This is a genomic window from Streptomyces sp. NPDC091292 (assembly GCF_044757265.1).
Lineage (GTDB): Bacteria > Actinomycetota > Actinomycetes > Streptomycetales > Streptomycetaceae > Streptomyces.
Genome location: NZ_JBIVUQ010000008.1, coordinates 58,681 through 84,318 on the forward strand (window position 1 = coordinate 58,681; position 25,638 = coordinate 84,318).

General features: G+C 71.9%; 24 protein-coding genes. 8 read left to right on the forward strand and 16 right to left on the reverse strand.

Annotated elements, in window-relative coordinates; genetic code table 11:
- Positions 1-10: 10 nt before the first annotated feature.
- On the forward strand, positions 11-1,390 hold the full coding sequence (locus ACIQNU_RS22470; RefSeq protein WP_401369155.1) for an MFS transporter: 1,380 nt from the start codon (positions 11-13) through the stop codon (positions 1,388-1,390).
- A 266-nt stretch (positions 1,391-1,656) separates the two neighbouring features.
- Entirely contained in the window at positions 1,657-2,031 is a 375-nt protein-coding gene (locus ACIQNU_RS22475; RefSeq protein ID WP_003977404.1) for an RNA polymerase-binding protein RbpA, read from the forward strand.
- A 151-nt stretch (positions 2,032-2,182) separates the two neighbouring features.
- Here the strand turns inward: ACIQNU_RS22475 and fxsA are convergent, their stop codons facing one another.
- From fxsA to ACIQNU_RS22495, 4 genes are all read right to left on the reverse strand, one after another.
- Positions 2,183-2,782, reverse strand: a complete 600-nt coding sequence (gene fxsA, locus ACIQNU_RS22480; RefSeq protein ID WP_401369158.1) for an FxsA family membrane protein — start codon at positions 2,780-2,782, stop codon at positions 2,183-2,185.
- 86 nt (positions 2,783-2,868) lie between these two features.
- Entirely contained in the window at positions 2,869-3,663 is a 795-nt protein-coding gene (locus ACIQNU_RS22485) for a polyprenol monophosphomannose synthase (protein ID WP_401369160.1), read from the reverse strand.
- Between the two features lie 622 nt (positions 3,664-4,285).
- Positions 4,286-5,953 carry an amidohydrolase gene (locus ACIQNU_RS22490; protein ID WP_401369163.1) on the reverse strand — a complete coding sequence of 556 codons (1,668 nt, stop codon included), beginning with the start codon at positions 5,951-5,953 and terminating at the stop codon, positions 4,286-4,288.
- Positions 5,954-6,017: 64 nt separating this feature from the next.
- Positions 6,018-6,458 carry an Lrp/AsnC family transcriptional regulator gene (locus tag ACIQNU_RS22495; protein WP_389895834.1) on the reverse strand — a complete coding sequence of 147 codons (441 nt, stop codon included), beginning with the start codon at positions 6,456-6,458 and terminating at the stop codon, positions 6,018-6,020.
- Between the two features lie 216 nt (positions 6,459-6,674).
- Between ACIQNU_RS22495 and ACIQNU_RS22500 the strand changes: the two genes are divergently transcribed.
- On the forward strand, positions 6,675-7,109 hold the full coding sequence (locus ACIQNU_RS22500) for a hypothetical protein (RefSeq protein ID WP_401369166.1): 435 nt from the start codon (positions 6,675-6,677) through the stop codon (positions 7,107-7,109).
- Between the two features lie 85 nt (positions 7,110-7,194).
- Here the strand turns inward: ACIQNU_RS22500 and ACIQNU_RS22505 are convergent, their stop codons facing one another.
- Together ACIQNU_RS22505 and ACIQNU_RS22510 are read right to left on the reverse strand one after the other, a co-directional pair.
- Positions 7,195-8,310, reverse strand: coding sequence for a phosphotransferase family protein (locus tag ACIQNU_RS22505; RefSeq protein ID WP_401369168.1), 1,116 nt, complete (start codon positions 8,308-8,310; stop codon positions 7,195-7,197).
- Positions 8,307-9,395, reverse strand: a complete 1,089-nt coding sequence (locus ACIQNU_RS22510) for a hypothetical protein (protein WP_401369901.1) — start codon at positions 9,393-9,395, stop codon at positions 8,307-8,309. The genes ACIQNU_RS22505 and ACIQNU_RS22510 overlap by 4 nt, the downstream gene beginning before the upstream one ends.
- A gap of 341 nt (positions 9,396-9,736) precedes the next feature.
- On the opposite strand from ACIQNU_RS22510, the gene ACIQNU_RS22515 reads away from it, so the two are divergent.
- Positions 9,737-10,126 carry a hypothetical protein gene (locus tag ACIQNU_RS22515; protein ID WP_401369170.1) on the forward strand — a complete coding sequence of 130 codons (390 nt, stop codon included), beginning with the start codon at positions 9,737-9,739 and terminating at the stop codon, positions 10,124-10,126.
- On the opposite strand, the gene ACIQNU_RS22520 is transcribed toward ACIQNU_RS22515, so the two are convergent.
- Positions 10,089-11,261, reverse strand: a complete 1,173-nt coding sequence (locus ACIQNU_RS22520; protein WP_401369172.1) for an acyl-CoA dehydrogenase family protein — start codon at positions 11,259-11,261, stop codon at positions 10,089-10,091. The genes ACIQNU_RS22515 and ACIQNU_RS22520 overlap by 38 nt on opposite strands.
- Before the next feature lie 380 nt (positions 11,262-11,641).
- Between ACIQNU_RS22520 and ACIQNU_RS22525 the strand changes: the two genes are divergently transcribed.
- Entirely contained in the window at positions 11,642-12,892 is a 1,251-nt protein-coding gene (locus ACIQNU_RS22525; RefSeq protein ID WP_401369175.1) for a glycoside hydrolase family 18 protein, read from the forward strand.
- A gap of 106 nt (positions 12,893-12,998) precedes the next feature.
- Here ACIQNU_RS22525 and ACIQNU_RS22530 read toward each other — a convergent pair whose 3' ends face one another.
- Together ACIQNU_RS22530 and ACIQNU_RS22535 are read right to left on the reverse strand one after the other, a co-directional pair.
- On the reverse strand, positions 12,999-13,652 hold the full coding sequence (locus ACIQNU_RS22530) for a TetR/AcrR family transcriptional regulator (protein ID WP_401369178.1): 654 nt from the start codon (positions 13,650-13,652) through the stop codon (positions 12,999-13,001).
- A gap of 102 nt (positions 13,653-13,754) precedes the next feature.
- Complete coding sequence (locus ACIQNU_RS22535) at positions 13,755-13,931, reverse strand: SCO1431 family membrane protein (protein WP_401369181.1); 177 nt, start codon at positions 13,929-13,931, stop codon at positions 13,755-13,757.
- A gap of 239 nt (positions 13,932-14,170) precedes the next feature.
- Here ACIQNU_RS22535 and ACIQNU_RS22540 point away from each other — a divergent pair, with 239 nt between their 5' ends.
- Positions 14,171-15,682: a M1 family metallopeptidase gene (locus ACIQNU_RS22540; RefSeq protein ID WP_401369184.1), complete on the forward strand. Its 1,512-nt coding sequence runs from the start codon at positions 14,171-14,173 to the stop codon at positions 15,680-15,682.
- Between the two features lie 61 nt (positions 15,683-15,743).
- Here ACIQNU_RS22540 and ACIQNU_RS22545 read toward each other — a convergent pair whose 3' ends face one another.
- Entirely contained in the window at positions 15,744-17,123 is a 1,380-nt protein-coding gene (locus ACIQNU_RS22545; RefSeq protein WP_401369186.1) for a peptidase C39 family protein, read from the reverse strand.
- Between the two features lie 197 nt (positions 17,124-17,320).
- On the opposite strand from ACIQNU_RS22545, the gene ACIQNU_RS22550 reads away from it, so the two are divergent.
- Both ACIQNU_RS22550 and ACIQNU_RS22555 read left to right on the forward strand, forming a co-directional pair.
- Complete coding sequence (locus ACIQNU_RS22550) at positions 17,321-17,992, forward strand: uridine kinase (protein ID WP_401369189.1); 672 nt, start codon at positions 17,321-17,323, stop codon at positions 17,990-17,992.
- A 436-nt stretch (positions 17,993-18,428) separates the two neighbouring features.
- A complete protein-coding gene (locus ACIQNU_RS22555; RefSeq protein ID WP_401369192.1) occupies positions 18,429-20,273 on the forward strand; it encodes an AAA family ATPase in 1,845 nt (614 codons plus the stop codon).
- An 82-nt stretch (positions 20,274-20,355) separates the two neighbouring features.
- Here ACIQNU_RS22555 and ACIQNU_RS22560 read toward each other — a convergent pair whose 3' ends face one another.
- From ACIQNU_RS22560 to ribH, 6 genes are all read right to left on the reverse strand, one after another.
- Positions 20,356-21,450 (reverse strand): hemolysin family protein, encoded by a 1,095-nt coding sequence (locus ACIQNU_RS22560; protein WP_401369194.1) that lies wholly within the window; start codon positions 21,448-21,450, stop codon positions 20,356-20,358.
- Positions 21,447-22,826 carry a hemolysin family protein gene (locus tag ACIQNU_RS22565; RefSeq protein ID WP_401369197.1) on the reverse strand — a complete coding sequence of 460 codons (1,380 nt, stop codon included), beginning with the start codon at positions 22,824-22,826 and terminating at the stop codon, positions 21,447-21,449. Before ACIQNU_RS22565 ends, ACIQNU_RS22560 begins: the two co-directional genes overlap by 4 nt.
- 442 nt (positions 22,827-23,268) lie before the next feature.
- Complete coding sequence (locus ACIQNU_RS22570) at positions 23,269-23,751, reverse strand: PH domain-containing protein (RefSeq protein WP_401369200.1); 483 nt, start codon at positions 23,749-23,751, stop codon at positions 23,269-23,271.
- A gap of 68 nt (positions 23,752-23,819) precedes the next feature.
- Positions 23,820-24,677 carry an ATP phosphoribosyltransferase gene (hisG, locus tag ACIQNU_RS22575; RefSeq protein WP_401369203.1) on the reverse strand — a complete coding sequence of 286 codons (858 nt, stop codon included), beginning with the start codon at positions 24,675-24,677 and terminating at the stop codon, positions 23,820-23,822.
- A gap of 101 nt (positions 24,678-24,778) precedes the next feature.
- Complete coding sequence (locus tag ACIQNU_RS22580) at positions 24,779-25,051, reverse strand: phosphoribosyl-ATP diphosphatase (protein WP_004990764.1); 273 nt, start codon at positions 25,049-25,051, stop codon at positions 24,779-24,781.
- A gap of 81 nt (positions 25,052-25,132) precedes the next feature.
- Positions 25,133-25,618, reverse strand: a complete 486-nt coding sequence (gene ribH / locus ACIQNU_RS22585; protein ID WP_401369206.1) for a 6,7-dimethyl-8-ribityllumazine synthase — start codon at positions 25,616-25,618, stop codon at positions 25,133-25,135.
- Between the last annotated feature and the right edge of the window lie 20 nt (positions 25,619-25,638).

Below are 25,638 nucleotides of genomic sequence, written 5' to 3' on the forward strand. Positions count from 1 at the left end.
GAGGGCGCCGGTGGGGGCCGAGACGGTGCGGGCGCATGAGAACGACGGGGCCGAGGGGCCCGACGGAAGCACCGGCGACAGCGAGCGGAAACGCGAACAGCGCGGCTGGTACTTCTACGACTGGGCCTGCTCGGTCTACTCGACGACAGTACTTACCGTCTTCCTCGGGCCGTATCTGACGGAGGTCGCCAAGTCCGCCGCGGACGCGGACGGTTATGTCCACCCGCTGGGCATCCCGGTACGCGCGGGATCGTTCTTCGCGTACTCCGTGTCCCTGTCGGTGATCGTGGCGATCGTGGTGATGCCCCTCGCGGGCGCGGCGGCCGACCGCACGGGCCGCAAGAAGCCCCTGCTCGGCCTTGCCGCGTATCTGGGCGCGGGGGCGACGGCCGGGATGTTCTTCCTGGACGGCGACCGCTATCTGCTCGGCGGTCTCCTGCTGGTGATCGCCAACGCGTCACTCGCGGTGTCGATGGTGCTCTACAACTCGTTCCTGCCCCTGATCGCCACCCCCGACGAGCGGGACGCGGTGTCGTCGCGGGGCTGGGCGTTCGGTTATGTGGCGGGCGCCCTGGTCCTGATGGCGAACCTGGTGCTGTTCACGGCCCACGACAGCTTCGGCGTATCGGAGGGCACGGCGGTACGGATCTGTCTGGCGTCGGCGGGCGTCTGGTGGGGCGCCTTCACACTCATACCGCTGCGCCGGCTGCGCGACCGGAAAAACACCCTCCCGCGCGCGGGGGCGACGGCGACCGGCTGGCGGCAGCTCGCGGCGACCGTCCGCGACATGCGCCGCCATCCCCTGACCCTGTCGTTCCTGCTCGCCTACCTGATCTACAACGACGGCGTCCAGACCGTCATCTCCCAGGCGTCCGTCTACGGCTCCGAGGAGCTCGGGCTCAGCCAGTCGACGCTGATCGTGGCGGTCCTGCTGGTCCAGATCCTCGCCGTGGCCGGCGCGCTCGGCATGGGCCGGCTCGCCCGGACGTACGGCGCGCAGCGCACCATCCTCGGCTCCCTGCTCGCCTGGATCGTCACCCTCTGCGCCGGCTACTTCCTGCCCGCGAACGCGCCGGTGTACTTCTTCGTCCTCGCGGCGGGCATCGGCCTGGTGCTCGGCGGCACCCAGGCACTCTCCCGGTCCCTGTTCTCCCACCTGGTACCGCCCGGCAAGGAGGCCGAGTACTTCTCCGCGTACGAGATGAGTGACCGCGGAATGTCCTGGCTGGGGCCCTTGCTGTTCGGCCTGACCTACCAGGTGACCGGAAGTTATCGGGACGCGATCATCTCGCTCGTCGCCTTCTTCGTCATCGGTTTCGCGCTGCTCGCACGGGTGCCGGTGAGACGGGCGGTGCGCGACGCGGGCAATCCCGTACCCGAACGGATTTAGCGCCAGGAGGCAAAGGCCGGTAGTGTACGCCTTTGGCCTGCCAGGCGTACCGTTACTGCGCGCTAAACCAGCCGAAACGCTGGGTGACATCTCCTGCCAGATGTGACAAACCGGGCGCCGGTGGGTACTGCATTGGTCAACAAGGCTGCGGCTACGACGGCGACGCAGGACCCGGAACGGGAATCTTTAGAGCCGACCGGACGTTGACCGGATGACGACGACAGCGACACCTGTCCTGTGGGCGACAAGCCCGGGAGGCACGATTCATGAGTGAGCGAGCTCTTCGCGGCACGCGCCTCGTGGTGACCAGCTACGAGACGGACCGCGGCATCGACCTGGCCCCGCGCCAGGCCGTGGAGTACGCATGCGAGAAGGGGCATCGATTCGAGATGCCCTTCTCGGTAGAGGCGGAGATCCCGCCGGAGTGGGAGTGCAAGGTCTGCGGGGCCCAGGCACTCCTCGTGGACGGCGACGGACCGGAGGAGAAGAAGGCGAAGCCTGCGCGTACGCACTGGGACATGCTGATGGAGCGGCGCACGCGCGAGGAGCTGGAAGAGGTCCTCGAAGAGCGGCTTGCCGTTCTGCGCTCCGGCGCCATGAACATCGCCGTACATCCGCGGGACAGCCGCAAGTCCGCCTGACCCTCAGAGGCCGGGCCTTTCAGGGGCTGGTCCCCCTCAAGGGTCCTGTCCCTGAAGGGGATGGCGGCAGAGACAGCACAAGAGCCGTGGGCGGTGCCATTTCAGGTTGGCACCGCCCGCGGCTCTTGTGCTGTCCGCGTTCTGGGACGGCTCAGGGCTGCAACGGCGGGCGCGGGCCCGTGGGCGGCGGGGGCTCCGACGGCTCGTCGTCGCGGATGACCTCACCCTGGACGACCTTGCCGTCCGGCCGGTGGATACGGGCCTGCTGGAAGGCGTCACCCAGGGACCCGGGGGACGCCGCGCGCATCCGCTTCTCCAGCGCCTTCTCCGAGTACCGGCCGATCGCCTTGCGCACCGGCGGCACGAGCAGCACCAGACCCACCGCGTCCGAGATCATGCCGGGGATGATCAGCAGCAGCCCGGCCAGCATCACCAGACCGTTGCCCTCGCCGCGCGCCACCGTCTCCGGGTTCTCGCCGCGCTGGGCCTTCTGCAGCGCCTCGCTGAGGTTGCGGAAGGCCCGGCGTCCGGCGCTCTTCATGACCACCGCCCCGCCCACCACCCCCGCGAGCAGCAGCAGGAAGACGGTGAAGCCGCCGGCCGCCTCCGCCACGACGATCAGCAGCCAGATCTCCAGGACCACCCAGGCCGCGAGGCCCAGCGGCAGGAATCTGCGCAGCCGCGAGGGCCGGGAGCGGGCGGAGGGGGTCGGGTACGGCGGGTTCGGCGGGTTCGGTGCACCGGTCGTCATACATCCAGTGTGCCTGGCACCGGCTCGGACCGGCATAAGCGGATGATCAAGACGGTGAGGGCAGGTCGACTGGGCGGGCCGGTGGGTCAGTGCTTCTTGCGCGCCTTGATGCGCCCGACCCGCTCGCCCACGCCCCACATCGTGACCCGCCACAGCGCCTCGACGAGGATGTCGCGGCTCATCTTGGAGTCGCCGTGGACGCGTTCCACGAAGGTGATGGGCACCTCGACGACATGGAAGCCGGACCGGACCGCGCGGCGCGCCAGGTCCACCTGGAAGCAGTAGCCCTGCGAGGCGACCTGGTCGAGCCCCAGGCCCTCCAGGGTCTCGCGCCGGAACGCCCGGTAGCCCCCGGTGACGTCACGCATCGGCACATCGAGCAGCAGCCGCGAATAGGTGCTGCCGCCACGGGAGATGAACTCGCGGGACTTGGGCCAGTTGACGACCCGTCCGCCCGGCACCCACCGCGAACCGAGGACCAGGTCGGCGCCCTTCAGCGCGGTCAGCAGCCGGGGCAGCTCCTCGGGCTGGTGGGAGCCGTCGGCGTCCATCTCGACCAGGACGCCGTATCCGTTCTCCAGGCCCCAGCGGAAGCCCGCGAGATACGCGGCGCCCAGGCCCTCCTTGCCCTTGCGGTGCAGGACGTGCACCTGCTCGTCGCCGATCGCGAGTTCGTCGGCGAGCTTTCCGGTGCCGTCGGGGCTGTTGTCGTCGGCGACGAGGATGTGCGCGTCGGGCACGGACTCACGGACCCGGCCGACGATGGACTTGATGTTCTCGGCCTCGTTGTAGGTCGGGATGATCACCAAGGCCGTGCCGAGCGGACCGAACCGCCGCTCCCCCTCGGCACCAGCCGAGGAGATCTCATCGCCGTCGTTCACTGGAGCCCCTTCATGTCGTACGCAGATGACCAACCATAGTGGCCTGGTCCTGCGTCTCAGCGACGCCACGGGCGTGTGGGGTGTCGGCCTGGCAAGAGGGGCCCGCGGCCGTGCCGGGACAGGGGCGGCGGCACCCTCTCGGGGGTGCCGGAGGTGGTGTCGGCCGGTGATGCGGATCGCTGACGATGCGGATCGGGGCCCGGCGCCCTTCGGGCCGACCTGGGACCCGCTGGCTGCGGGTCGACCGAAAGCCGTTGTCTACTGAGCGTCCGGGCCCCACCCGGGTCCCACCCTCCCCCGAACGCTCTTGCGGAGCAGGGGGGACCCCCGACCGGCCGGAACGTTCCCTCGCCCCCGTGGCGCGGGCGCTGGGACTGGCTCCCAGTGGTGCGGCGCCTTGCGGCACCTCACCCCATGACCCAGCGGCGTTCGACGTCTGCGGGGATGTTCGCCGGTCGGACGTCCAGTGGTGGACCCGGCCGAACCTACCCGCCCCCGACGGCTTTCTGTCAACAGTCCGGACACCTGCGGGGTTTCGGGAGTTCAGCCGGGCGCCGCCGAGGATTCCCAGGTCGCGCGACACCGGGCCGGGGCGCGGCGGTACGCAGGTCGGCGCGGCACATCACTCGTCCGGCCGTACGAACACCGTCCGTCCGTCCACCACGGTGCGCAGACAGACCGGCAGGTCGGCGCCGGGGGTCAGGTCGGGGAGCCCGGGGGTGCCGGAGCGGGGGTCCGTCGACCAGCGGGCGACCCGGTCGTCGGGGGCCTGCACGACGAGTGAATCGGTGCGCCAGACGGCGTAGTCGGCGGGCGCGCCCGGGACCAGGACGCCCGCGTCGTCCCGGCCGACGGCCCGCCAGCCGCCCCGTGTGTGCGCGGTGAACCCGGCGCGTACGGAGACCCGGTGCGCGGGCGTGCGGTGGAAGGCGGCGGCGCGGACGGTGCCCCACGGGTCGAGCGGGGTGACCGGGCTGTCGGAGCCGAAGGCGAGCGGTACCCCGGTGCGCAGCAGCGCGGCGTACGGGTTGAGGGTGCGGGCGCGTTCCGTGCCGAGCCGCTGTGCGTACATGCCGTCGTCGCCGCCCCACAGGGCGTCGAAGGCGGGCTGCACGGAGGCGGTGAGGCCGAGTTCGGCGAAGGCGGCGATGGTCTCGGGGGTGAGCATCTCGGCGTGTTCGACGCGGTGGCGGGCCGCGCGGACGCGGGCGAGTCCGGTCTTCTCGGCCGCGGCCCGCACGCCGTCCACGACGGCGGTGACGGCCGCGTCGCCGATCGCGTGGAAACCGGCCTGGAGGCCCGCCTCGGTGCACGCGGCGACATGGCTCGCGACGGCGGCGGCGTCCAGGTAGGCGGTTCCGGTGTGGTCGCGGTCGGCGTACGGCTCGTGCAGGCAGGCCGTGTGGGAGCCGAGCGCGCCGTCCACGAAGAGGTCACCGGCGGCTCCGACCGCGCCGAGCGCACGGATCTTCTCCGCGTCCCGCGCCCCCGCGACCTGCTCGGCCCAGTACCCGACGACCCGCGGCCCCGGTTCCTCACGGGCGAGCCGCAGCAGCGCCGTGAAGTCGTCCTCGCCGGAGATCTCGGGGCCCGCGCACTCGTGGACGGAGCCGATGCCGAGCGAGACGGCGTGCCGCAGGGCGGCGCGCTGGGCGCGGGTGCGCTGCTCCGGCGTGACCGCCGCGTACGCCGCCGCGCGGACGGCGTGGTGGGCGTCGCGGGTCAGGGGTGCGTCGGGCGCGTACCCCGGGCGGTCGGCGACGCCCGGGACGAGGTCGAGCAGGGCCGTCGTGACGACCGCCGAGTGCACGTCGACACGGGACAGGTACAGCGGGCGTCCGCCGGTGGCGCCGTCCAGTTCGGCGCGGGTCGGCGGGCGGTCGTCGGGCCAGCGGGCGGCGTCCCAGCCGTGGCCGAGGAGGACCGGGTCGGCCGGGTGCGCGGCGGCGTGCGCGCGGACCTCGGCGATCGCCTCCTCGCGGGTGCGGGCGCCCGTGAGGTCGAGGCCGGTGAGGGTGAGCCCCGTCGACGTGGTGTGGACGTGGGCATCGGTGAACGCCGGGGTGACGAGGGCGCCTTGGAGGTCGACGACCTCCTCGACGCCGTCGGCGAAGGCGTCCGCCGCGCCTTCCGAGCCGACCCAGGCGACCTGGCCGCGCTCCACGACCATCGCCGTCGCGAAGGGGTCGGCCGGGCTGTGGACGTCTCCGCCGCGGAGCAGGATGGTGCGGTGGGCGGTGCGGTCGTCCTGGGGGCGGTCGTCTCGCCGGGGGGCGGTGGGGCTGTTCATACGTCCAGTTTCCCGTGGTCGCGGGGCTCACCGCGCCGCGGGTACCCCGTCGGAACGCGCGGGCTCAGATCTTGGGCGGGCGGGCCTCGTACGGTGTCGACAGGACCACCGTCGTCCGCGTGGAGACGCCGGCGAGACCGCGGAGGCGGGCGAGCAGGTGCTCCAGCTCGTGCGGGGTGGCGACGCGGACCTTGAGGATGTAGTTCTCGTCGCCCGCGACGCTGTGGCACGCCTCGATCTCCGGTACGCCCGCGAGGCGTTCCGCGATGTCGTCGGGGGCGCTGGGGTCGAACGGTTTCACGGAGATGAAGGCGGTCAGCGGCAGTCCGACGGCCTCGGGGTCGACGACGGCCGCATAGCCGCGGATCACCCCGCGCTGCTCCAGCCGGCGTACCCGCTGGTGCACGGCCGATGTGGACAGACCCGTGGCCTTGCCCAGGTCGGTGTAGCTCATGCGCCCGTCCTTGACGAGCAGCTCCACGATCTGACGATCCAGCTCCTCCATGGGCAGAACCTACAGTGCGCTTGATCCCTCCGGATACCGGAGTGGCGAACGGCCGGGCATCACATTCCGGCATCCCCACCCGGCATGTGACGAACGCCACAGCCCTCGGGGGGCGTCCGGGAGCGCCGGGCGATTACCCCCATGACCGGACGGGAAGTGCTTGCTGTGGCCGAGGCCACAGCGCCCGGCCGTCCCATCGAGGGGGAGAATCCCACTATGCAGAGTCTGAAGCGCCCCGGCCGTGCTGCCCGCGGCAGGCAGCCGCTCGCCGACGTGTCGAGTGCCGCGCCGGAGGGTGTCGAATCCGGCGAGGACGAGTTCGACGCCTATGACACCTTCGAGATGTACCGGGTGATCTGCCCGGACTGCGCGCAGCCCATCGCCCTCCTGGCGGACGAGGAGGTGCTGCCGGAGCACGCGCTGTGCCCCACGCCGTGGAATCCGTTCGGCCTCCAGGTCTGTGCGGGTACGGGCCGTTCGGCCGCCGGCGCTCCGCCCGCCGACGCGTCCCGGGACGCCCAGGAACAGGACACCGCGCTGCTGCTGACGCTCCCTCAGGGCCTGAACTGGCGTACGCAGCCCTTCTCGCACGTCGGCGGCCCGGGTTCGCGCCCGATGCAGGTCCCGCAGATGCGGCGCGACGCGGCCTGATCGCCGCCACCCGACACAGACCGCGACCACGACCACGACTCCAACCCCGGGAACGGCCGCCCGCACCGGCCGGCCACCCTCGTCGTCACCGCACGGCGTCCCCGTACTCCCCGCGCACCATGGCCGCCAGATCGGCATGGTGCAGGATCAGCGTGTCCGGGTCCCGGGGTACCGCGGTCTCACCGAAGTGCACCTGCCGGTAGGCCACGCGCAGCATCACGACGGCGTGCCGCAGGGCCGCGTACAGCAGGTGGAAGTCCATGGCGCGCGGGGTGTGTCCGGTGAGCCGTGCGTAGCGCTCCTCCACGCGGTCGCGGCGCAGGAATCCGGGCAGCCCCGGCTGTCCGGAGCCGGCCGTGAGGTGCTGGAAGAAGCGGTGCAGATAGATCGTCCACGCGAGGTCGACCTCGCGCGGGGCGAGGCCCGCCATCTCCCAGTCGAGTACGGCGGCGGGCGTGAACCCGTCGTAGACGATGTTGCCGATCCGGGCGTCGCCCCAGACGAGGACGGGCGCGCCCTCGTCGTCGGGCCACAGTTCCGTCAGCCGGTCGAAGGCGCGCTCGATGAGCGGCGACCGGGGCAGACCGTCCACCACCCAGGCGTAGTAGGCGCGTTGGGCGCGTACGTGCCGGGTCAGCGGGCTGCCGTCGCCGGGGGCCGCGAGATAGTCCGCCTCGCGTGCGGGGACGCCGTCGTGCAGCCGCGCCAGGACGCCGACCGTGGCCTCTTCAAGGCCGGCGCGCTCCTCGTCGCTCGCCGCGTGCAGCCAATTCCCCTCGTACGTATAGGGCATGACGTCCGGTGGGACGCGCCCGTCGACGCGTTCCATGACGAAGAAGGGGGCGCCCAGCGGCTCCGGGTCCTCCTCCAGCCACAGCACACGCGGTACGGGCAGTCCGGTGCGCTCGGCGACCAGGCGCATCGTGCGGTACTGCCGCGGCATGTCGTAGACCGGGAAGACCGTGTACGCGGCGGGGTCGGCCGCGAGCCGCAACGCGCAGGAGCGGACGGGTGGTTCGGGGTGTCCGGCGCCCGGCTCGATGTCGAAGAGGACGGTCTCGCTCGACATGCCGTTGGACGCGGGCACGGACACCCGCACGGCACGGGCGCCGGGCAGCCGCGCGGAGAGCCAGCCGGTGAGCCGGCGGGAGAGTTCGCCGAGGTCGCGGGTGCTGGTACGGGGGCGGGGTGCCGTGGTCATGAGCGCGCTCCCTTGTCCGGGGCGACGGTGTCGTATCCCGTGAAGCCGCTCGGGTCGTGGCGGCCGAAGGTGCCGTGCTCGAAGATGCCGTGGCCGACCCTGCCGTCCAGGGTGAAGCGGGCGGCGTGGTCGATCACGCCGTACGCGGCGAGCGGGTGGGCGGCCGGGTCGGCGAGGTCGTAGGCGCGGCGGTCGGTCCAGTCGCGGCCCTGCCAGGTGCCGTGCTGCCAGTCGGCGGCGGGCGGGTAGCCGGCGCCGACGGCGAGCGGCGACGAGGTCAGGACCTCGACGCCGAGTTTCAGCGGGGTGCCGTCGGTGGGGTCGGTGAGGTGGACGACGGCGTGTTCGGGGTGGCGGGTGCCGGGGCGGTAGGTGATGTCGGCCCGGGGCCAGCCGAGTTGGCGGTCGCGGTGTTCGGGGCGGACGAGCGTGGCGTCGTTCAGGGTGCGGTAGCCGTCGGCGTCCTCCTGGGTGACGACCATCAGGAAGCGGTCGTCGAAGCGGACCGGGCACCAGATCCAGTGGAAGCCCTCGGTCCGGTGCTCGTCGGCGAGCCGTCCGCCCTCCTCGCCGGGCAGCGTGCGCACACCCCAGCTCCGATCGCGGGTCCCGGTCCACTCCCCCGCCCGTACGGCGATCTCCTCGCCGCCCACCCGGATCGTGCCCTCGACACCGCCGGCCTGGACGAAGCGCCGCCCTTCCAGCGTGAGCCTGCCGCCCCGGCGCTGGAGATGGTGCGGCTCCCAGAGCGCGGGGAAGTCCGCCGTCCAGCGGAGGTCGTACGAGAGTCCTGCGGAGTCGTCCGGGTCGGCGGCGCAGGACAGCCGGAAGCTCTTCAGTGGCTGTTCGACGCCGATGCGCAGGGGCCCGACGGCGAGCCGCATCCGGTCGGTGTCGTCCAGCGCGTCCGAGGCCCGTACGGCGTGCAGGGTGTCGCCGGAGCGGAGCGTGGCGTAGGCGTCGATCACGCCGACGTTCGGGTAGACGCCGAGTCCGAGGACGAGCAGATAGCGGCCCGCGTGGTCGACGACGTGGAAGATGCACCGGTCGTAGGCGTTCCGGTCACCGGTGGCGACGTGTTTCATCGACAGCGGGACCTGGTGCACGGGGTATTCGTCGAGCGGGACCGGCCGGTCGTCGGTGGTGCGGGGTCGGTCGTCGGGCGGTACGGGTCGGTCGTCGGCCACGGCAGCCTCCCTGGGCGCACGGCAGTTGACGTCACCCGGAGGGGTGCGGCCCCCGGCGGCGGAAGTTGACGGTACGTCAGACAGCGGCAGGGGGCCAGAGCGGCGCGGCGGGACGGGGGCGGCGATGACGGCTGCCGGTGTCTACGCCCGTCAGCCGTACGGGCGCCCGGAGCCCCGGGCGAACCGATGCCCGAATAGCCCGGCCGTGACCCCTGGCCCAGGGTCCGCGTTGCCCTGGCATGACCCCCACGCACCCCGTCACCGGGCGGCGCCGGATCCTTGTCCAGCACCGTGAAGAATCGGTTCAGCAGTCGCTGGCGGCGCTGCCGCGGCAGCAGTGCGCGGCCCCCGCGTCCGAGGCGCCCGAGGCGCCCGAGCAGCCTCTGCCGCCCCCGCCCCCGCCCCCGCCCCCGTCACCGGCGCCGCAGGACCCGCCCATCTATCGCGCGCTGCTCACGGCCTGGGCGGAGCGGGGCCGGGCGCTGCCGGGGCGCCACGATCCGGAGTGGGCCCGGCTCGCGGCGCCGGCGGTGCGGCCGGGGCAGTTCAGTGCGGGAGCGTTCGGTGCGGAGCAGTTCCGCCCGGAGCAGTTCAGTGCGGGGCGGGACCCGCGAGATGCCGGGCGATGACCATGCGCTGGATCTGGTTGGTGCCCTCGACGATCTGGAGCACTTTGGCCTCGCGCATGTACCGCTCGACGGGGAAGTCCGCCGTGTAGCCGTAGCCGCCGAGTACCTGCACGGCGTCGGTGGTGACCTTCATCGCGGTGTCCGTGCACAGGAGTTTGGCCATGGCCGCCTGCTTGGAGAAGGGCCGGCCCGCGTCCCGCAGCCGGGCGGCGGCCAGATAGAGGGCCCGCCCCGCCTCGATCTGGGTCGCCATGTCGGCGAGCATGAAGCGCAGCCCCTGGAAGTCGATGATGGACCGCCCGAACTGGCGGCGCCCGGTGGCGTACTCCAGGGCCGTGTCCAGGGCGGCCTGGGCCACACCGATCGCGCACGCGGCGATGCCGAGCCGGCCGGAGTCGAGCGCGGACAGGGCGATGGCGAAGCCCTGGCCCTCGTCGCCGATGCGGCGCGCGTCGGAGATCCGTACCGCGTCGAAGTGGACCTGCGCGGTCGGCGAGCCCTTCATGCCCATCTTGCGCTCGGGGGCCGCTGCGCTCAGGCCCGCCGCATCGCCGGGTACGAGGTAGGCGGAGATGCCACGGGCGCCCTCGCCGCCGGAGCGCGCGAGCACGGTGTAGAAGTCGGCGATCCCGCCGTGGGTGATCCAGGCCTTGGTCCCGGTGATCTCCCAGTCGTCGCCGTCGCGTACGGCCTTGGTGCGCAGCGAGGCGGCGTCGGAGCCGGAGGCCGGCTCGGAGAGGCAGTAGGCGCCGAGGAGGCCGCCGCCGAGCATCGCGGGCAGGTGCTCCGCGCACTGTTCCTTGCTGCCGTAGGTCGCGAGCGCGTGGGAGGCGAGCGTGTGGACGCTGACGCCGAGTCCGACGGTGAGCCGGGCCGACGCCAGCTCTTCGAGCACCTGGAGGTAGACCTCGTACGGCTGGCCTCCGCCGCCGTACTCCACGTCGAACGGGAGGCCGAGCAGGCCCGATTCGGACAGGAGGGTGAAGACGTCGCGGGGGAAGTGCCCGGCGTCCTCCTCGTCGGCCGCGTGCGGGGCGATCTCACGGCGGGCGAGATCGCGGACGAGTGAGAGCAGGTCCCTGGCCTCGTCCGTGGGCATCGGACGGTCCACCGGCTGCGGGGCGCGGTCGGGCATAGCGGTCCTCCCTGTCGGGCAGTTCGGCGGTCGCGCGCGCAGGGTGTGGCGGCGCCGCCGGAGGGGCTCCGGGGCCGGGGGCGACAGCCGTAGGACCACGGAGCCGGGACAAATCCAGCACTCCCCAGCCGATGGTGCCCTCCCGGGTCTCGGAAGCTGCTGACCAGCGGCTGTGGCGCGTTGAGTATGCCCGATCGGAGGCAGTACGTCACGAGGTGGCCGGGGTCCCCGGCCTCCGGAAATTGGTCCGAACCATTGACCTCACTGGTCTAGTCCTCCTACTGTTCCCCCCGAACGCTTCACCGCGTCCATGCCAAACCGGTGCGCACCCCACAGCACCGCCTCTTCCCCCATGCTCCCCTCCCCCACGAGGTGACACGATGCTTGAACCGCACCGTCCCCGCGCCCGTTTCCGGGCGCTGATCTCCGCCGTGTGTTGCGCCGTCCTCGGGGCCGGCCTGCTGGCCGGGGCGACCGGCGCGACCGCCCAGGAGACCGGCACATCCGGCACCACGCAGACCGCAGCCGCCGGTTCGAAGGTGGTCGGATACTTCACGGAGTGGGGTGTCTACGGCCGGAACTACCACGTCAAGAACATCGACACGTCCGGCTCGGCCGCCAAGCTCACCCACATCAACTACGCCTTCGGCAATGTCCAGGGCGGCAAGTGCACGATGGGCGACTCCTACGCGGCGATCGACAAGGCGTACACCGCCGACCAGTCCGTGGACGGTGTCGCGGACACCTGGGACCAGCCCCTGCGCGGCAACTTCAACCAGCTCAAGAAGCTGAAGGCCAAGTACCCGAACCTCAAGGTCCTGTGGTCCTTCGGCGGCTGGACCTGGTCCGGCGGCTTCACCCAGGCCGCGGCGAACCCGGCCGCCTTCGCGCAGTCGTGCTACGACCTGCTCAACGACCCGCGCTGGGCGGGCGTGTTCGACGGGATCGACATCGACTGGGAGTACCCCAACGCCTGCGGTCTCACCTGTGACACCAGCGGCCGGGCCGCGTACAAGAACCTGATGTCCGCGGTGCGGGCGAAGTTCGGCACGGGCAAGCTGGTCACCGCGGCCATCCCGGCCGACGCATCGGCCGGCGGCAAGATCGACGCCGCCGACTACGCGGGCGCCGCCCAGTACGTCGACTGGTACAACCCGATGACGTACGACTTCTTCGGTGCCTGGGACGCGCAGGGTCCGACGGCCCCGCACTCGCCGCTGACGACCTACCCCGGCATTCCGAAGGCCGACTACCACTCGTCCGCGACGATCGCGAAGCTCAAGGCGCTCAACATCCCGGCGTCGAAGCTGCTGCTCGGTATCGGCTTCTACGGCCGCGGCTGGACCGGTGTCACCCAGGCGGCGCCCGGCGGCACCGCCACCGGCCCGGCGCAGGGCACCTACGAGCAGGGCATCGACGACTACAAAGTGCTGAAGAACTCCTGCCCGGCCACCGGTACGGTCGGCGGCACCGCGTACGCCAAGTGCGGCAGCAACTGGTGGAGCTACGACACTCCGGCCACCATCGCCGGGAAGATGGCCTACAAGAACCAGCAGGGCCTGGGCGGCACCTTCTTCTGGGAGCTGAGCGGCGACACCGCGAACGGTGAGCTGATCAAGTCGATCAACTGACCCTCAACCGGCCTTCTGTGTAAGGCAGTTGCCGCTGAGAGCTTTCGCCCCGGGGGCGGGATCCGTATCGGGTCCCGCCCCTCGGCGTGCGCCAGGTGAGAGGGCGTCAGGCGGCGGGGCGCGGTGGCGCCGGGCAGGAGGGTTCCAGCTCCTCGATGGTGCGCAGGGTGCTGCCGAGCAGCTTCACCAGCAGATCGCGCACCGTCTCGCGCGCCGGGTCGCCCCGGCCGATCCAGTCGAGCGTGATGCCCTCGACGCTGCACTGCCAGCCGAGGAGGGCCAGTCGCGCGATCCGGGGTATGTCGCTGCGGCCGTACGCGCCCTCGGCGATGGTGTCCGTGATCGCCTCGCGCACCCCGTCCCGGATCGCGTGCACCTCGGCGTCGAAGCCGACACCGCCGCTGATGATCGTGCGGTACGCGGCCTGATTCTGCTCGGCGTACCGGAGGTAGCCCTCCATGGTGCGATGGACCCGGGTCACCCCCGGCAGCTCGGTCTCGCCGCCGGCCCGTGCGACGAGATCCGCGACGGAGTCCTCGATGATCGCGAGGTAGTAGCCGCGCTTGGACTTGAAGTAGTAGTAGATCAGGCCCTTGGCGACCTGGGCGTGGCGCGCGATGTCGTCCATCGACAGGGCGTCGTAGGACGTGTCCGCGAACAACTTCCGCCCGATGGCGATGAGTTCGGCGCGGCGCGCGAGGGAACGGTCGGTGCCGCGCGCCCGTGGACGGTCGGCGACGCGGTGCTGAGTGGTATTCAAATCCGGCCCTGGTCTCCCCGACTGGCAGCGGAACATGCGCAGTATGGCAGAACCGGTCCACCGGCCAGGGGAGTGCCGCGGAACCTCTCGTTCCGCTGTAGTTCAGAGCAGCCCGAGCTGGGTCACGAGCATGGCCAGGACGGCGACCAGGGTCCAGCCCGCGAGATGTTCGAGCATTTTCGGCCGGTCGTCCGACGGGCCGCCGGAGCGGGTGCCGGCCGAGCGGGCGCGGGCGGGGTTCGGATGCGCGGTCGCAGAGGTCGCGGAGGTCGCGGTCATGGTGTCTCGCTGACAGTCGTCCGGCAGTGGTCGTCCCCCCACTGATCAGCCCACTCTCCCACCGGTTTCCACCGGTTCCAGGCGAATCGGCGGAGACATTGGTCACGGCACAACGCTGACGGGCGCTCGTGCGTCTCTTCACCGAGTGGCCTGCCCGCCCCCGACCGAGCCGGCGCCGCTCGCCTTGTCCACGGCGCCCCGGCACACCACCCGGGCCGCTCTCGACCGAAAGGCACGTGATGAGTACGTACCGGACGTCCCGCCGGGGAACGCGGGTCGCCCTGGCCGCCGCGATCACCGCGACGGCCGCGCTGATCGGCCCGGTCTCGCACGCCACCCCGTCCACCACCGCATCGACCACTCCGCCCGCCACCGCGTCCGGGTCCCCGTCCCCGGGCGCCGCCGGGCTCGGCGACCCGCTCTTCCCGCTCGACGGGAACGGCGGCTACAAGGTCACCCGCCATGTCCTCGACTTCGACTGGAAGGCCCCGGGGACTGCCTTCCCGGCGACTGCCACGATCAAGGCGCGCGCCACCCAGTCGCTGTCCAGTTTCCACCTCGACTTCGCCGGCAACACACTGCGGAAAGTCCTCGTCAACGGCGCCACGGCACGCACCGAGCGGGACGGCGACGAACTCGTCGTGACCCCGGCGAAGCCCCTCCCCGAGGGCAGCCGCTTCACGGTCGAGGTCGCCTACACGGCCGATCCGACCCAGATCCGCCACCGCGACGACGCCATCGAGGACTACGGCTGGATCCCGACCCCCGACGGCACGGTCCTGTATCCGCAGCCCAACGGCGCCAAGATGATCTTCCCGGCGAACGACCACCCCAGTCAGCGGGCGCCGATCACCTTCCGGATCACCACACCGCCGGGTCTGTCGGCCGCCGCCAACGGCAAGCTGGTCGACCGCGCCGAGCAGCCGGACGGCCGGATCCGCTGGACGTACGACACCGAGCAGCCGGTCGCCGCCCAGCTCGCGCAGCTCGCGATCGGGAAGTTCACCTTCGTCGACAGCGTGGGCCCGCGCGGCCTGCCGATCCGGGACGTGGTCCCCGACGCCCTGGTGGAGCCGACCGCGGCCTACCGCGAGCTGACCGCAGGGCACATCGCGTGGCTCGAACAGCGCCTCGGCCCGTACCCGTTCAAGCGGTACGGCGTCCTGGTCGGCGACACCGACCTCGGGGTGGCCCTGGAGACACAGACCCTGTCCCTCGTCCCCAAGGCCGATCTCCTCGGCACCCGGGTGGACGCCGAGCGGAACCTCGTGCACGAGCTGACCCACCAGTGGCTCGGCGACGACCTCGCCATCCGGACCTGGTCCGACCTGTGGCTGAGCGAGGGCCACGCCCGCTTCTACGAACGCCTCTACTCCCAGGAACACGGCGGCGACAGCTTCGAGGCCGCCATGCGCACCGCGTACGAGAACCACGACCTGTGGCGCCGCGACTTCGGCGCCCCCGCCGAGCCGACCGAGCCGAACCTCTTCAAGCGGATGCGGTACGACGGTTCGGCACTGGTCTTCTACGCGCTGCGCGAGCAGGTCGGGGACGCGGCGTTCCGGAAGATCGAGAAGGCGTGGGCGACCGAGTACCGCGGCCGGACGGTCGGCACCGCGGACTACATCGCCCTGGCGTCACGGATCGCGGGCCAGGACCTCGAAGGGTTCCTGCGTCCATGGCTGTACGGCGCGAAGACTCCGCCGATGCCGGGGCACCCGGACTGGGTGGTGACACCCGTACAGGGGTGACGCGGCGACGGCCCCGCTCCCCTGGTTCTCTCCGGGGAGCGGGGCCGTCCGCGCGGTGGCGTCAGCGGACGCCGACGGCCGCCAGCGCCGTGCGCTGCCGGTCGGTGAGCTGCGCCGGGAAGTACAGGTAGCAGACGCCGCCGGTGCCGGAGGACACATTGCCGGACGCGTTGTAGCGCTTCGTACGGAGCCAAATATTTTCCCACTCGCGGCGCTTGTAGACGCGCCGTACGGCGGGGTTGTTCGGCGACGCGGGGTCGTTGGCGATCACGTCGCCGTCCGCCGTGAAGCCGATGACCGTCATCAGATGCCCGGACGTGCCGTACCCCGCCCCGGTCAGCTCCTCCTTCAGGAACGACTGGGACGTTATGGCCGGGATGCCCGCAGCGATCAGCGTCTCCAGGTCCGTCAGCGACCCGAGCCGTGTGACGACGCCCTGAAGATCCTGGTACGTGGCCGCGTAGGCCGCGTTGAACGGCCAGTTGCCGCAGCCCTCGTACTGGTAGTCATACGTGAACCGGGCCGCGTGGCACACCTGTGGGTCCGCGAAGTCCGGATTCACCCACGCCAGATCGTCGGTGCTGGGCCTCCGGCCCCAGTACTCGACGATCATCTGCGAGGAGGTGGGGCTGCACCACGCCTCGCCGCCGTTGTCGTACTCCGGGTACTGCCCGGCGTGGACGTTCTGCGAGTAGCGCGGCACGGTCAGTTCACGCGCGAGGCCCGGGACCGACTCGGGCACCGTGAAGCGGTCCGGGACGTCGGAGCCCATCGCGCCGAGCCGCCACACCGTCGGCGTGACCGTGCTCCCCGGCGCCCGGTACAGCGTGAGCCGCAGCCGGTACGAGACGAGCCGCAGCCCCGTCGCCGGCGCGTCGATCGCGAAGGTGTCGGTCCACACACTGCTCTTGTCGTCGCTCTGCCCGTCGACCGACGTACGCCGGATGTCCTGGTCACCGGCGGCCCAGCGGCCCATCACGTACCAGGGCGTGTCCGTGCCGTCGGAGTACGTGCCCGACAGTTCGACCTGGAGCCAGGTCCCGGCGGGGGTGTGCGCGTTCCACGACGCGATGACCTCCGTCGAGGGGACGGCGAGCCGGTGCGCGGGCGAGGTCCAGGTCGCGTACTCCCAGGTGGCGACCGCGCCGGTGTGCGGGTCGGTGTAGTCGCTGCGGCCCGCGGCCTTGGCGATCACCAGACCCGGCCTGCGCCCGGCCACCGCACGGGTACCGGCGTCCGTACCGCCGCGCCAGTCGGCGTACGAGGTCCAGGCGCGGTTGTCCACGAGCCGCGCGGCGGCGCGGCGGCGGGGGCGGTGCGCGGGTGCGGCGCCCGGCGCGGAGGCGACGGCGGGGGCGGAGACGCCCGCCGTGGCGGCCACGGCGACGCCCGCGGCGGCGGCGAGCAAGGTGCGGCGGGACGTCTCGGCTGGTCTGGTCATGGACGGGGAACCCCCAGTCGACTCGGATCCTCGGACGCGGGTCAGTGCCCGGCGTGCGCCAACTATGGCCGGTCGCGGCCGACTTCTGCCAGCGTTACGGGCACTGCCACGCCTACCAATATTGGACTCGACCACTGGCATGACCTGCGGCGGCGCGCGGAAGACGTCGTTCCGATGCCGGGCATAGGCTGACCGTGATGACCTCGCACACCTCCCGCCCCGGACCCTCTCGCCCCGGACCCTCCGCCGTCGCCCGGCTCGCGGACGAGTTGCGGCGGCTGCCGCCGTCGTGCGGTCCGGTGCGACTGGTCGCGGTCGACGGGCACGCGGGCTCCGGGAAGACCACCTTCGCCGGACACCTGGCCGCCGCCCTCGGCGGTGCGCCGGTGCTGCACCTGGACGACATCGCGTCCCACGACGCCCTCTTCGACTGGACCGCGCGCCTGGAGCGCCAGGTCCTCGCGCCGTTCCGGCGCGGCGAGCCCGCGCGCTGCACGCCGTACGACTGGCGCGCCCGCGCGTTCGGCCCCGCGCGGGAGGTTCCGGCGGCGCCGGTGGTCCTCGTCGAAGGGGTGGGCGCCGGACGGCGGGAGCTGCGGCCGAGCCTGACGCTGCTGCTGTGGATGGATCTCCCGCGCGAGCAGTCCTGGGACCGGGGGCGCGGCCGGGACGGCGAGGAGCAGCGGGACTTCTGGCACGCGTGGGTCGCCGCCGAGCACCGGCACTTCGCGGACGACCCCTCGCGCCCCGGCGCACACCGGCTGATCCGTCAGGGTCCGGAGGGGTACGAGGTGCGTTCGGGACCTGCTGAGACTCCAGGAGGGACCCATTCCGTCACAGACAGTGAGGGGCCGCCCGAGAGCGGATGAACGGGCTCCGAATCCGCTCCTAGGAGTGCCTCAACTCGGCTTGACCCAGGGGCCGTACAGGACTTACGTTCTCAATGTGCGGCCTTTCGGGTCGCCCCAGGACGCGAAGCCCCCGGTTGTTCCCCCGTGATCGGGGGCTTCGTTCTGCCCTTTGCGTCCCCTTCGCACCCCTCGCGCCCCCGCCGCGACCCCGCGAACGCTTACCCTCGGTTACCACTCCGTGTGCGCCCCACGTGCTTCCGCCCGCGCAACCCACGCGGACGGCACCCTTCGGCCGACAACGGCACCGCAGGTACGATGCGTTGCGGTGCGACCATCGGACGGCGGCACACCCGCACCGAACCAACTCCCGTCCACAGCACAGCGGTTCGACGAAGGACGCCGACGGGCACCGGCCCGGCGGCCCACCACGGGGGCACGGTTTGTGGGGGACGTGATGGACTTCGGCACCCAGGGCGCACCGGGCCCTGCCGACCTCGCCTGGCTGAGAGGCGTCGACGCCTACACGATGGGCGCGTATCCGCAGGCCGAGGAGGAGTTCAGGGCCGCTGTACGGATCGATCCGGGGATGGCCGACGCCTGGCTCGGGCTGCACGCGCTGCGGGTCGACACGACGACCGCGCTGCTGCGGATGTTCCGGCACCGCGACCGCTTCGGCGAACAGCGCACCCGGCACCGGCGCACCCTCAACTCCTGGTACTGGCTGGGCTGGTGGGTGCAGCCGGTGCTCGAATCGCCGCGTGATCTGCTGCTCGCGCACGCCTCGCACTGGCTCGACGGCCGCCATGTGCCCGAGCTGGACCGGGCCCTCGCCGGGCTGCCGCCGGTCGACGCGGATCCGCAGGTACGGTTCCTGCACGCGTGCCGCGCCTATCTCGTCAAGGACTGGGACCGGCTGGTGCGGCACACCGACCCGCTGATCGACGACCCGATGCTCGGGATAGAGGCGGGGCTGTTCGGCGGGATGGCGCGGGTGCGCCTGGAGATGTTCGGCCAGGCCGAACCGCTGCTCTCGGCCTCGCTGATGCGCTGCCGCAGCGAGCAGCCGCAGCGCAAGGAGCTGCGGTACTGGCTGGCGCGGGCGCACGAGGGCACCGGACGCAGCGCCGCCGCGCTGCCGCTGTACCGGGCCGTGCACCGGGTGGACCCCGTCTTCATGGACACCTCGGCGCGGCTCGCCGCGATATCCGAGGGCGACGGGTACGACGAATCGGTGGACCTGGCGTCGATCACGCTGGCCGGGTTCGGGCAGGACGTGATGGAGGGGCCCGACGGGGTCGACCCGCTGTACGGCGGCGAGGGCCGCGACCTCAAGGTGAGCGAGCCGGATCTGCCGTCGGCCGGGGACGTGACGGACGCGTTCCGCGAGAAGGCGGCCGTGCCGGTGCCGCCGCTGCTGCCGGGGCCCGCCGATCCGGCACTGCTGGAGGAGGCGCTGTCCGAGCTGGAGCGGATGGTGGGCCTGGAACCGGTGAAGCGGCAGGTCAAGGCGTTGTCCGCGCAGCTCAACATGGCCCGCCTCCGGGTCGGGCAGGGGCTGCCCGTGCAGCCGCCGAAACGACACTTCGTCTTCTCGGGCCCTTCCGGTACGGGCAAGACCACGGTGGCGCGCATCCTCGGGCGGGTGTTCTACGCGCTCGGACTGCTCGGCGGTGACCATCTGGTGGAGGCCCAGCGGGCGGATCTCGTCGGCGAGTATCTGGGGCAGACCGCCGTGAAGGCCAATGAACTCATCGACTCCGCGATCGGCGGTGTCCTGTTCGTGGACGAGGCGTACGCGCTCTCCAACTCGGGGTACGGCAAGGGCGACGCGTACGGCGACGAGGCCCTTCAAGTGCTGCTCAAGCGGGCCGAGGACAACCGGGACCACCTGGTGGTGATCCTCGCCGGATATCCCGAGGGGATGGACCGGCTGCTCGCGGCCAACCCCGGCCTGTCGTCCCGCTTCACGACGCGCGTCGACTTCCCCTCGTACCGGCCGCTGGAACTCACCGCGATCGGCGAGGTGCTCGCCGCCGAGAACGGGGACGTGTGGGACGAGGAGGCCGTGGACGAGCTGCGCTCGATCAGCGGCCACGTCGTGGACCAGGGCTGGATCGACGAGCTGGGCAACGGCCGCTTCCTGCGGACGCTGTACGAGAAGAGCTGCGCGTACCGGGATCTGCGGCTCTCCGGCTACACCGGGGCACCCACCCGCGACGACCTCGCCACGATCCGCCTCGCGGACCTGATGCAGGCGTACGGAGAGGTGCTGTCGGGCCGGGGGCCCACGCCCCAGTGACCGCCGGGCCGGACCGGGCCGGACCGGATGGGACCGGACCGGACCGGATCAGATCGGCAAGCCGCCGGGGCGGGGGCCCGGTTCAGGAGGTCAGGGCCTCCTGAGGGCTCGGGCGAGGTGGCGTCACCGGGCGGGCCGGTGGGGGCAACGGCCGGTGGGTGGGGTCCCGTACCTCTCCCACCAGGAGTTCCAGGACGTCCTCCAGGGCGACCAGGCCCAGGACGCGGCCCTGGGCGTCGGCCACCTGGGCGAGATGCGTCGCGGCGCGGCGCATCACGGTCAGGGCGTCGTCCAGCGGCAGCTCGGCCCGCAGCGTCGTCATCGGACGCCACAACTGCTGCGGCACCGCCCGCTCGCTGTCGGCCGGGCCGATCAGGTCCAGGACGTCCTTGACGTGCAGGTACCCCATGAAGGCGCCGCTCTCCGCGCAGACCGGGAACCGGGAGAACCCGGTGCGTGCGGTGAGGTCGACCACCTGTCCCGGCGTGACCGACGGGTCGACGGTGACCAGGGACGCCCGGTCCAGGAGGACGTCGGTGACCGGGCGGGAGCCCAGTTCGAGTGCGTCCCCCAGGCGCTCCTGCTCCTCCGGGTCGAGAAGCCCCGCCTGCCCCGCGTCCTCGACCAGCCGGTTCAGCTGCTCGCTGGTGAAGACGGCCTCGACCTCGTCCTTCGGTTCGACGCGGAACACCTGGAGGATCACCCGGGCGCAGGCGCCCAGGGCGACCGTCACCGGGCGGCACAGCCGGGCGAAGGCCACCAGGCCGGGGCTGAACCACAGCGCCGTCCTCTCGGGCGCTGCCATCGCCAGGTTCTTCGGGACCATCTCGCCGATGACGAGGTGGAGGAAGACGACGAGGGCGAGCGCGATGACGTACCCGAGGGGATGGATCAGACCCTCCGGCAGATGCATCCCCACGAACAGCGGCTCAAGGAGGTGCGCCACGGTCGGTTCGGCGACGGCGCCGAGCGTCAGCGAGCAGACGGTGATGCCGAACTGCGCGGCGGCCATCATCTGCGGCAGATGCTCCAGGCCGTACAGGACCTGCCGCGCCCGCGCGGTCCCGAGCGGTTCGATCTGGCTGCGGCGCACGGAGACGAGCGCGAACTCGGCACCGACGAAGAAGCCGTTGACGAGGACGAGAAGCCCCGCGAAGAAGAGCTGCACCAGGCTCATCGGGACGCCTCCGCACCGGTCAGGGTCTTCCCGTACGCCGCGTCCGGTACCGGCGAGCCGGGCGCCGGCACGTCGACGGTCCGCACGATCCGTACCCGCTCGGCGCGGTAGTGCCCGACCTGCCGTACCGCGAGGCGCCAGCCGGGAAGTTCGGCGCGGTCCCCGGGCGCGGGGATGCGCCCGAGCAGGTCCGCGACGAGTCCGGCGACGGTCTCGTACGGTCCCTCGGGCGCTTCGAGGCCGATGCGCAGGAGGGTGTCCACGCGGCAGCTGCCGTCCACGTCCCACGCGGGGCGCCCGTCCTCGGGCGGCGCGGGGGCGAGTTCCGGCAGGTCCTGGCCGTCGTGCTCGTCCCGGACCTCGCCGACGATCTCCTCGACGATGTCCTCCAGGGTGACGACCCCGGCCGTGCCGCCGTACTCGTCGACGACTACGGCGATGGGCTGCTCGCTGCGCAGGAGTTCCAGGAGCGGCTGCACCGGCATCGTCTCGGGCACCAGGAGCGGCGGCCCCGCGATCCGGCCGACGGGGGTCCGCAGCCGGTCCCGCGCGGGCACCGCGAGCGCGTCCTTGAGGTGGGCCATGCCGACGATCTCGTCGATGCGGTCCCGGTAGACCGGGAAGCGGGACAGTCCGGTGGCCCGGGTGAGGTTGACGATGTCCTCGGCGGTCGCCGACGACTGGAGGGCGCTGACCTTCACGCGCGGGGTCATCACATGCTGTGCGGTGAGGTCGCCGAGGGACAGGGTGCGGACGAACAGGTCGGCCGTGTCCTGCTCCAGGGCGCCGGCCAGCGCGGAGTGCCGGGCGAGCGAGACGAGTTCGCCGGGGGTGCGGGCCGAGGCGAGTTCGGCGGTGGGTTCGACGCCGAGGGTCCTCACGAGCCGGTTGGCGACGGCGTTCAGCGCGGCGATCACCGGGCGGAACAGCAGCGCGAACACCTGCTGCGGTCCGGCGACGAACCGTGCGACCTGGAGGGGCCGCGACACCGCCCAGTTCTTGGGGACGAGTTCCCCGATCACCATCTGCACGGCGGACGCGAGGAGCATGCCGACGACCACGGAGACCCCGGGCACGGCGCCGCCGGGCAGCCCGGCGGCGGTGAAGGGTCCGGCGAGGAGGTCGGCGAGCGCCGGTTCGGCGAGCATGCCCACCACCAGCGAGGTGATGGTGATGCCGAGCTGGGTGCCGGAGAGCTGGAAGGACAGCTCCTTGAGGGAGTTCACGACCGTACGGGCCCGCCGGTCGCCGTCGGCCGCGGCCCGCTCGGCGTCGGGGCGCTCGACGGTGACGAGGCCGAACTCGGCGGCCACGAAGAATCCGTTGGCGAGAATCAACAGGAATGCCGCTCCGAGGAGCAGCAGCGAGACGCTCATGCCACCGCCTCCACACCGGCGCGAAGCGGGGCCGCGCTGTGTCGGGAGGGGGTGGCGCAGGTACTACAGGACGATCCGTCCATCGCCGGAGGGAGTCACTCCTCGGGTAGCAGGAGCCCCGGTGCGGTCCGGGCGGGCCGATGCCGGGGCGGGGCACACCAGCGAGAGTGCCCCGCCAACAGATTAGGGCCTGTCCGGCGGATCAGGTCGGAGGACTGTAACGGCTCCCGTAGACAGCCGGAAGCGGGGTCTGGTGCGTGCAGATGCAAGGCGGAGGAGGGCGGCGACGCGGAGCGTCGGCAACCGACGACAACGCCGCAGATGTGCGTGCCAGACCCCGCGTCTCCGAGATGATCCGCCGGACAGGCCCTCATCAAGACACGGCCCGGATGGTCAGGGTGGACGGCGCCGAGTCAGCCCTGATGTTCGACTTGTCCCCGGGTCAGCCCTGTGGTGCGGCGTGCCCCTCGGTGTCGGAGCCGCCGCGGGTCTCGACCAGGGCGCGCAGGGCCCGTGCGTCCCGGATGGCCTGTTCCCTGGCGATACCGGGCTGGATCCCCATGGCGGCCAGGCTGGTGCCGTCGCTGAGGTCGAGGAAGACCCAGGGGTCGCCGGGGCGGAGGTTGACCTGAAGGATCTCCGCCCAGTCGAGGCGCCGTCGTGAGGCGATGTTGACGACGGTCACACCGGACGGGTCGGCGGTGACCTTGGGCCGGGCGAGCAGCGCGAGCGAGGCGAGGCAGATCAGTCCGACGAAGACGAAGCTGAGCCGCTCCCCCGGGTTGAGGTCGGGCAGTATCAGCGCGATCACCGTGAGCGCGACGAGGAGGACGACGCCCGAGACGAGCAGGACGGCCCGGGTGCGGCCAGGCCGGAAGGTGACGGGCAGGGCGGGCGGCGCGAGGGGTGCGGGTGACGGGGGCATGGCTCCGGGACCTTGGTCGGCTGCGGGTTCCATCGGGGACGGCACGCGTGTCAGGGACGACAGGCGTGTCAGAGGCGGCAGGCGTGGATGGCGGTGGTGAGGATGGCCCGCGCGCCGAGGTCGTAGAGGTCGTCCATGATGCGCTGGGCCTCCTTGGCCGGGACCATGGCGCGGACCGCGACCCAGCCCTCGTTGTGCAGCGGCGAGATCGTCGGGGACTCCAGGCCGGGGGTGAGGGCGACGGCCTGTTCCAGGTGCTCGGCGCGGCAGTCGTAGTCCATCATCACGTACGTCCGGGCGACGAGGACGCCCTGGAGGCGCCGCAGGAACTGCTGCACCTTCGGCCCGGCGGCCTCGGACGTGTCCGCCCCGGTGCGCCGGATGACGACGGCCTCGGAGGTCATGATGGGCTCGCCGATGACTTCGAGGCCCGCGTTGCGCAGTGAGGTGCCGGTCTCCACGACGTCGGCGATGACCTGGGCGACCCCGAGTTCGATCGCGGTCTCGACGGCGCCGTCGAGGTGGACGACGGAGGCGTCGATGCCGTTGTCGGCGAGGTGCTTGTCGACGATGCCCTCGTAGGAGGTGGCGATGGTGAGGCCGCCGAGGTCCGAGACGCCCTGGGCCGTGCCGGGCCGGGTGGCGAAGCGGAAGGTGGAGCGGGCGAAGCCGAGGGGCAGGATCTCCTCGGCGTTGGCGCCGGAGTCGATCAGCAGGTCGCGGCCGGTGATGCCGATGTCGAGGCGGCCGGACGAGACGTAGATCGCGATGTCGCGGGGGCGCAGATAGAAGAACTCGACCTGGTTCCCGGGGTCGACGATGACGAGTTCCTTGGACTCCCTGCGCTGCTGGTAGCCGGCCTCATGGAGCATCGCCGACGCAGGTCCGGACAGTGAACCCTTGTTGGGGACGGCGATGCGCAGCATGAGGCCCATTTCCTTTGCGTGGGAGCGTGGTGCGGAGCGGTGCGGTACTGACAGGGGTGTGCGGTACGGGGCGCCGGTGGTGGGGTGTGCGGGTGTGCGCTCTACAGATGCGCGTACACGTCGTCGAGGGAGATCCCCCGCGCGACCATCATCACCTGAACGTGGTACAGGAGCTGCGAGATCTCCTCGGCGGCTGCTTCCTTGCCCTCGTACTCGGCGGCCATCCAGACTTCGGCGGCCTCCTCGACGACCTTCTTGCCGATGGCATGGACGCCCTTGTCGACCAGCTCGGCGGTGCGCGAGGTGGCGGGATCGCCGTGGGCGGCCTTGTGCTGAAGCTCGGTGAACAGCTCTTCGAACGTCTTCTTGGACATGGTGGTGCTTACTTTACGCGGCCGTGGGTGCCCTTCTGACGCCAGGGTTCCGGGCCCTGGCGCCAGGCAGTGACGACAGCACTAACGCCAGGGTTCCGACACCGTACGCAGGGTGGCCGCGGTGGCGACGGCGGCGGTGACCGCCTCGTGCCCCTTGTCCTCGCTGGACCCTTCAAGCCCGGCACGGTCGAGTGCCTGCTGCTCGGTGTCGCAGGTCAGGACGCCGAAGCCGATGGGCACACCGGTGTCGACGGACACCTGGGTGAGGCCCTGGGTGACGCCCTGGCACACATAGTCGAAGTGGGGGGTGCCGCCGCGGATGACGACGCCGAGGGCGACCACCGCGTCGTAGCCGCGGCCCGCGAGGACCTTGGCGACGACGGGGAGTTCGAAGCTGCCGGGGACGCGCAGGACGGTGGGCTCGTCGATGCCGAGTTCGCCGAGGGCGCGCAGGGCGCCGTCGACCAGGCCGTCCATGACCTGCTGATGCCATTGGGCGGCGATCACCGCGACCCGCAGGTCTCCGCAGTTCTTCACGCTCAGTTCGGGTGCGCCCTTGCCGCTCACGCGCTGCTCCTTCGTGCCAT

What these genes read in the sequence shown, in the direction of transcription:
- ACIQNU_RS22475 (WP_003977404.1), top strand. Translation starts at nt 1,657, where the DNA reads ATGAGTGAGCGAGCTCTTCGCGGCACGCGCCTCGTGGTGACCAGCTAC.
- fxsA (WP_401369158.1), bottom strand. Translation starts at nt 2,782, where the DNA reads ATGACGACCGGTGCACCGAACCCGCCGAACCCGCCGTACCCGACCCCC.
- ACIQNU_RS22490 (WP_401369163.1), bottom strand. Translation starts at nt 5,953, where the DNA reads ATGAACAGCCCCACCGCCCCCCGGCGAGACGACCGCCCCCAGGACGAC.
- ACIQNU_RS22495 (WP_389895834.1), bottom strand. Translation starts at nt 6,458, where the DNA reads ATGGAGGAGCTGGATCGTCAGATCGTGGAGCTGCTCGTCAAGGACGGG.
- ACIQNU_RS22500 (WP_401369166.1), top strand. Translation starts at nt 6,675, where the DNA reads ATGCAGAGTCTGAAGCGCCCCGGCCGTGCTGCCCGCGGCAGGCAGCCG.
- ACIQNU_RS22505 (WP_401369168.1), bottom strand. Translation starts at nt 8,310, where the DNA reads ATGACCACGGCACCCCGCCCCCGTACCAGCACCCGCGACCTCGGCGAA.
- ACIQNU_RS22510 (WP_401369901.1), bottom strand. Translation starts at nt 9,395, where the DNA reads ATGAAACACGTCGCCACCGGTGACCGGAACGCCTACGACCGGTGCATC.
- ACIQNU_RS22515 (WP_401369170.1), top strand. Translation starts at nt 9,737, where the DNA reads ATGACCCCCACGCACCCCGTCACCGGGCGGCGCCGGATCCTTGTCCAG.
- ACIQNU_RS22520 (WP_401369172.1), bottom strand. Translation starts at nt 11,261, where the DNA reads ATGCCCGACCGCGCCCCGCAGCCGGTGGACCGTCCGATGCCCACGGAC.
- ACIQNU_RS22525 (WP_401369175.1), top strand. Translation starts at nt 11,642, where the DNA reads ATGCTTGAACCGCACCGTCCCCGCGCCCGTTTCCGGGCGCTGATCTCC.
- ACIQNU_RS22535 (WP_401369181.1), bottom strand. Translation starts at nt 13,931, where the DNA reads ATGACCGCGACCTCCGCGACCTCTGCGACCGCGCATCCGAACCCCGCC.
- ACIQNU_RS22540 (WP_401369184.1), top strand. Translation starts at nt 14,171, where the DNA reads ATGAGTACGTACCGGACGTCCCGCCGGGGAACGCGGGTCGCCCTGGCC.
- ACIQNU_RS22545 (WP_401369186.1), bottom strand. Translation starts at nt 17,123, where the DNA reads ATGACCAGACCAGCCGAGACGTCCCGCCGCACCTTGCTCGCCGCCGCC.
- ACIQNU_RS22550 (WP_401369189.1), top strand. Translation starts at nt 17,321, where the DNA reads ATGACCTCGCACACCTCCCGCCCCGGACCCTCTCGCCCCGGACCCTCC.
- ACIQNU_RS22555 (WP_401369192.1), top strand. Translation starts at nt 18,429, where the DNA reads ATGGACTTCGGCACCCAGGGCGCACCGGGCCCTGCCGACCTCGCCTGG.
- ACIQNU_RS22560 (WP_401369194.1), bottom strand. Translation starts at nt 21,450, where the DNA reads ATGAGCCTGGTGCAGCTCTTCTTCGCGGGGCTTCTCGTCCTCGTCAAC.
- ACIQNU_RS22565 (WP_401369197.1), bottom strand. Translation starts at nt 22,826, where the DNA reads ATGAGCGTCTCGCTGCTGCTCCTCGGAGCGGCATTCCTGTTGATTCTC.
- ACIQNU_RS22570 (WP_401369200.1), bottom strand. Translation starts at nt 23,751, where the DNA reads ATGCCCCCGTCACCCGCACCCCTCGCGCCGCCCGCCCTGCCCGTCACC.
- hisG (WP_401369203.1), bottom strand. Translation starts at nt 24,677, where the DNA reads ATGCTGCGCATCGCCGTCCCCAACAAGGGTTCACTGTCCGGACCTGCG.
- ACIQNU_RS22580 (WP_004990764.1), bottom strand. Translation starts at nt 25,051, where the DNA reads ATGTCCAAGAAGACGTTCGAAGAGCTGTTCACCGAGCTTCAGCACAAG.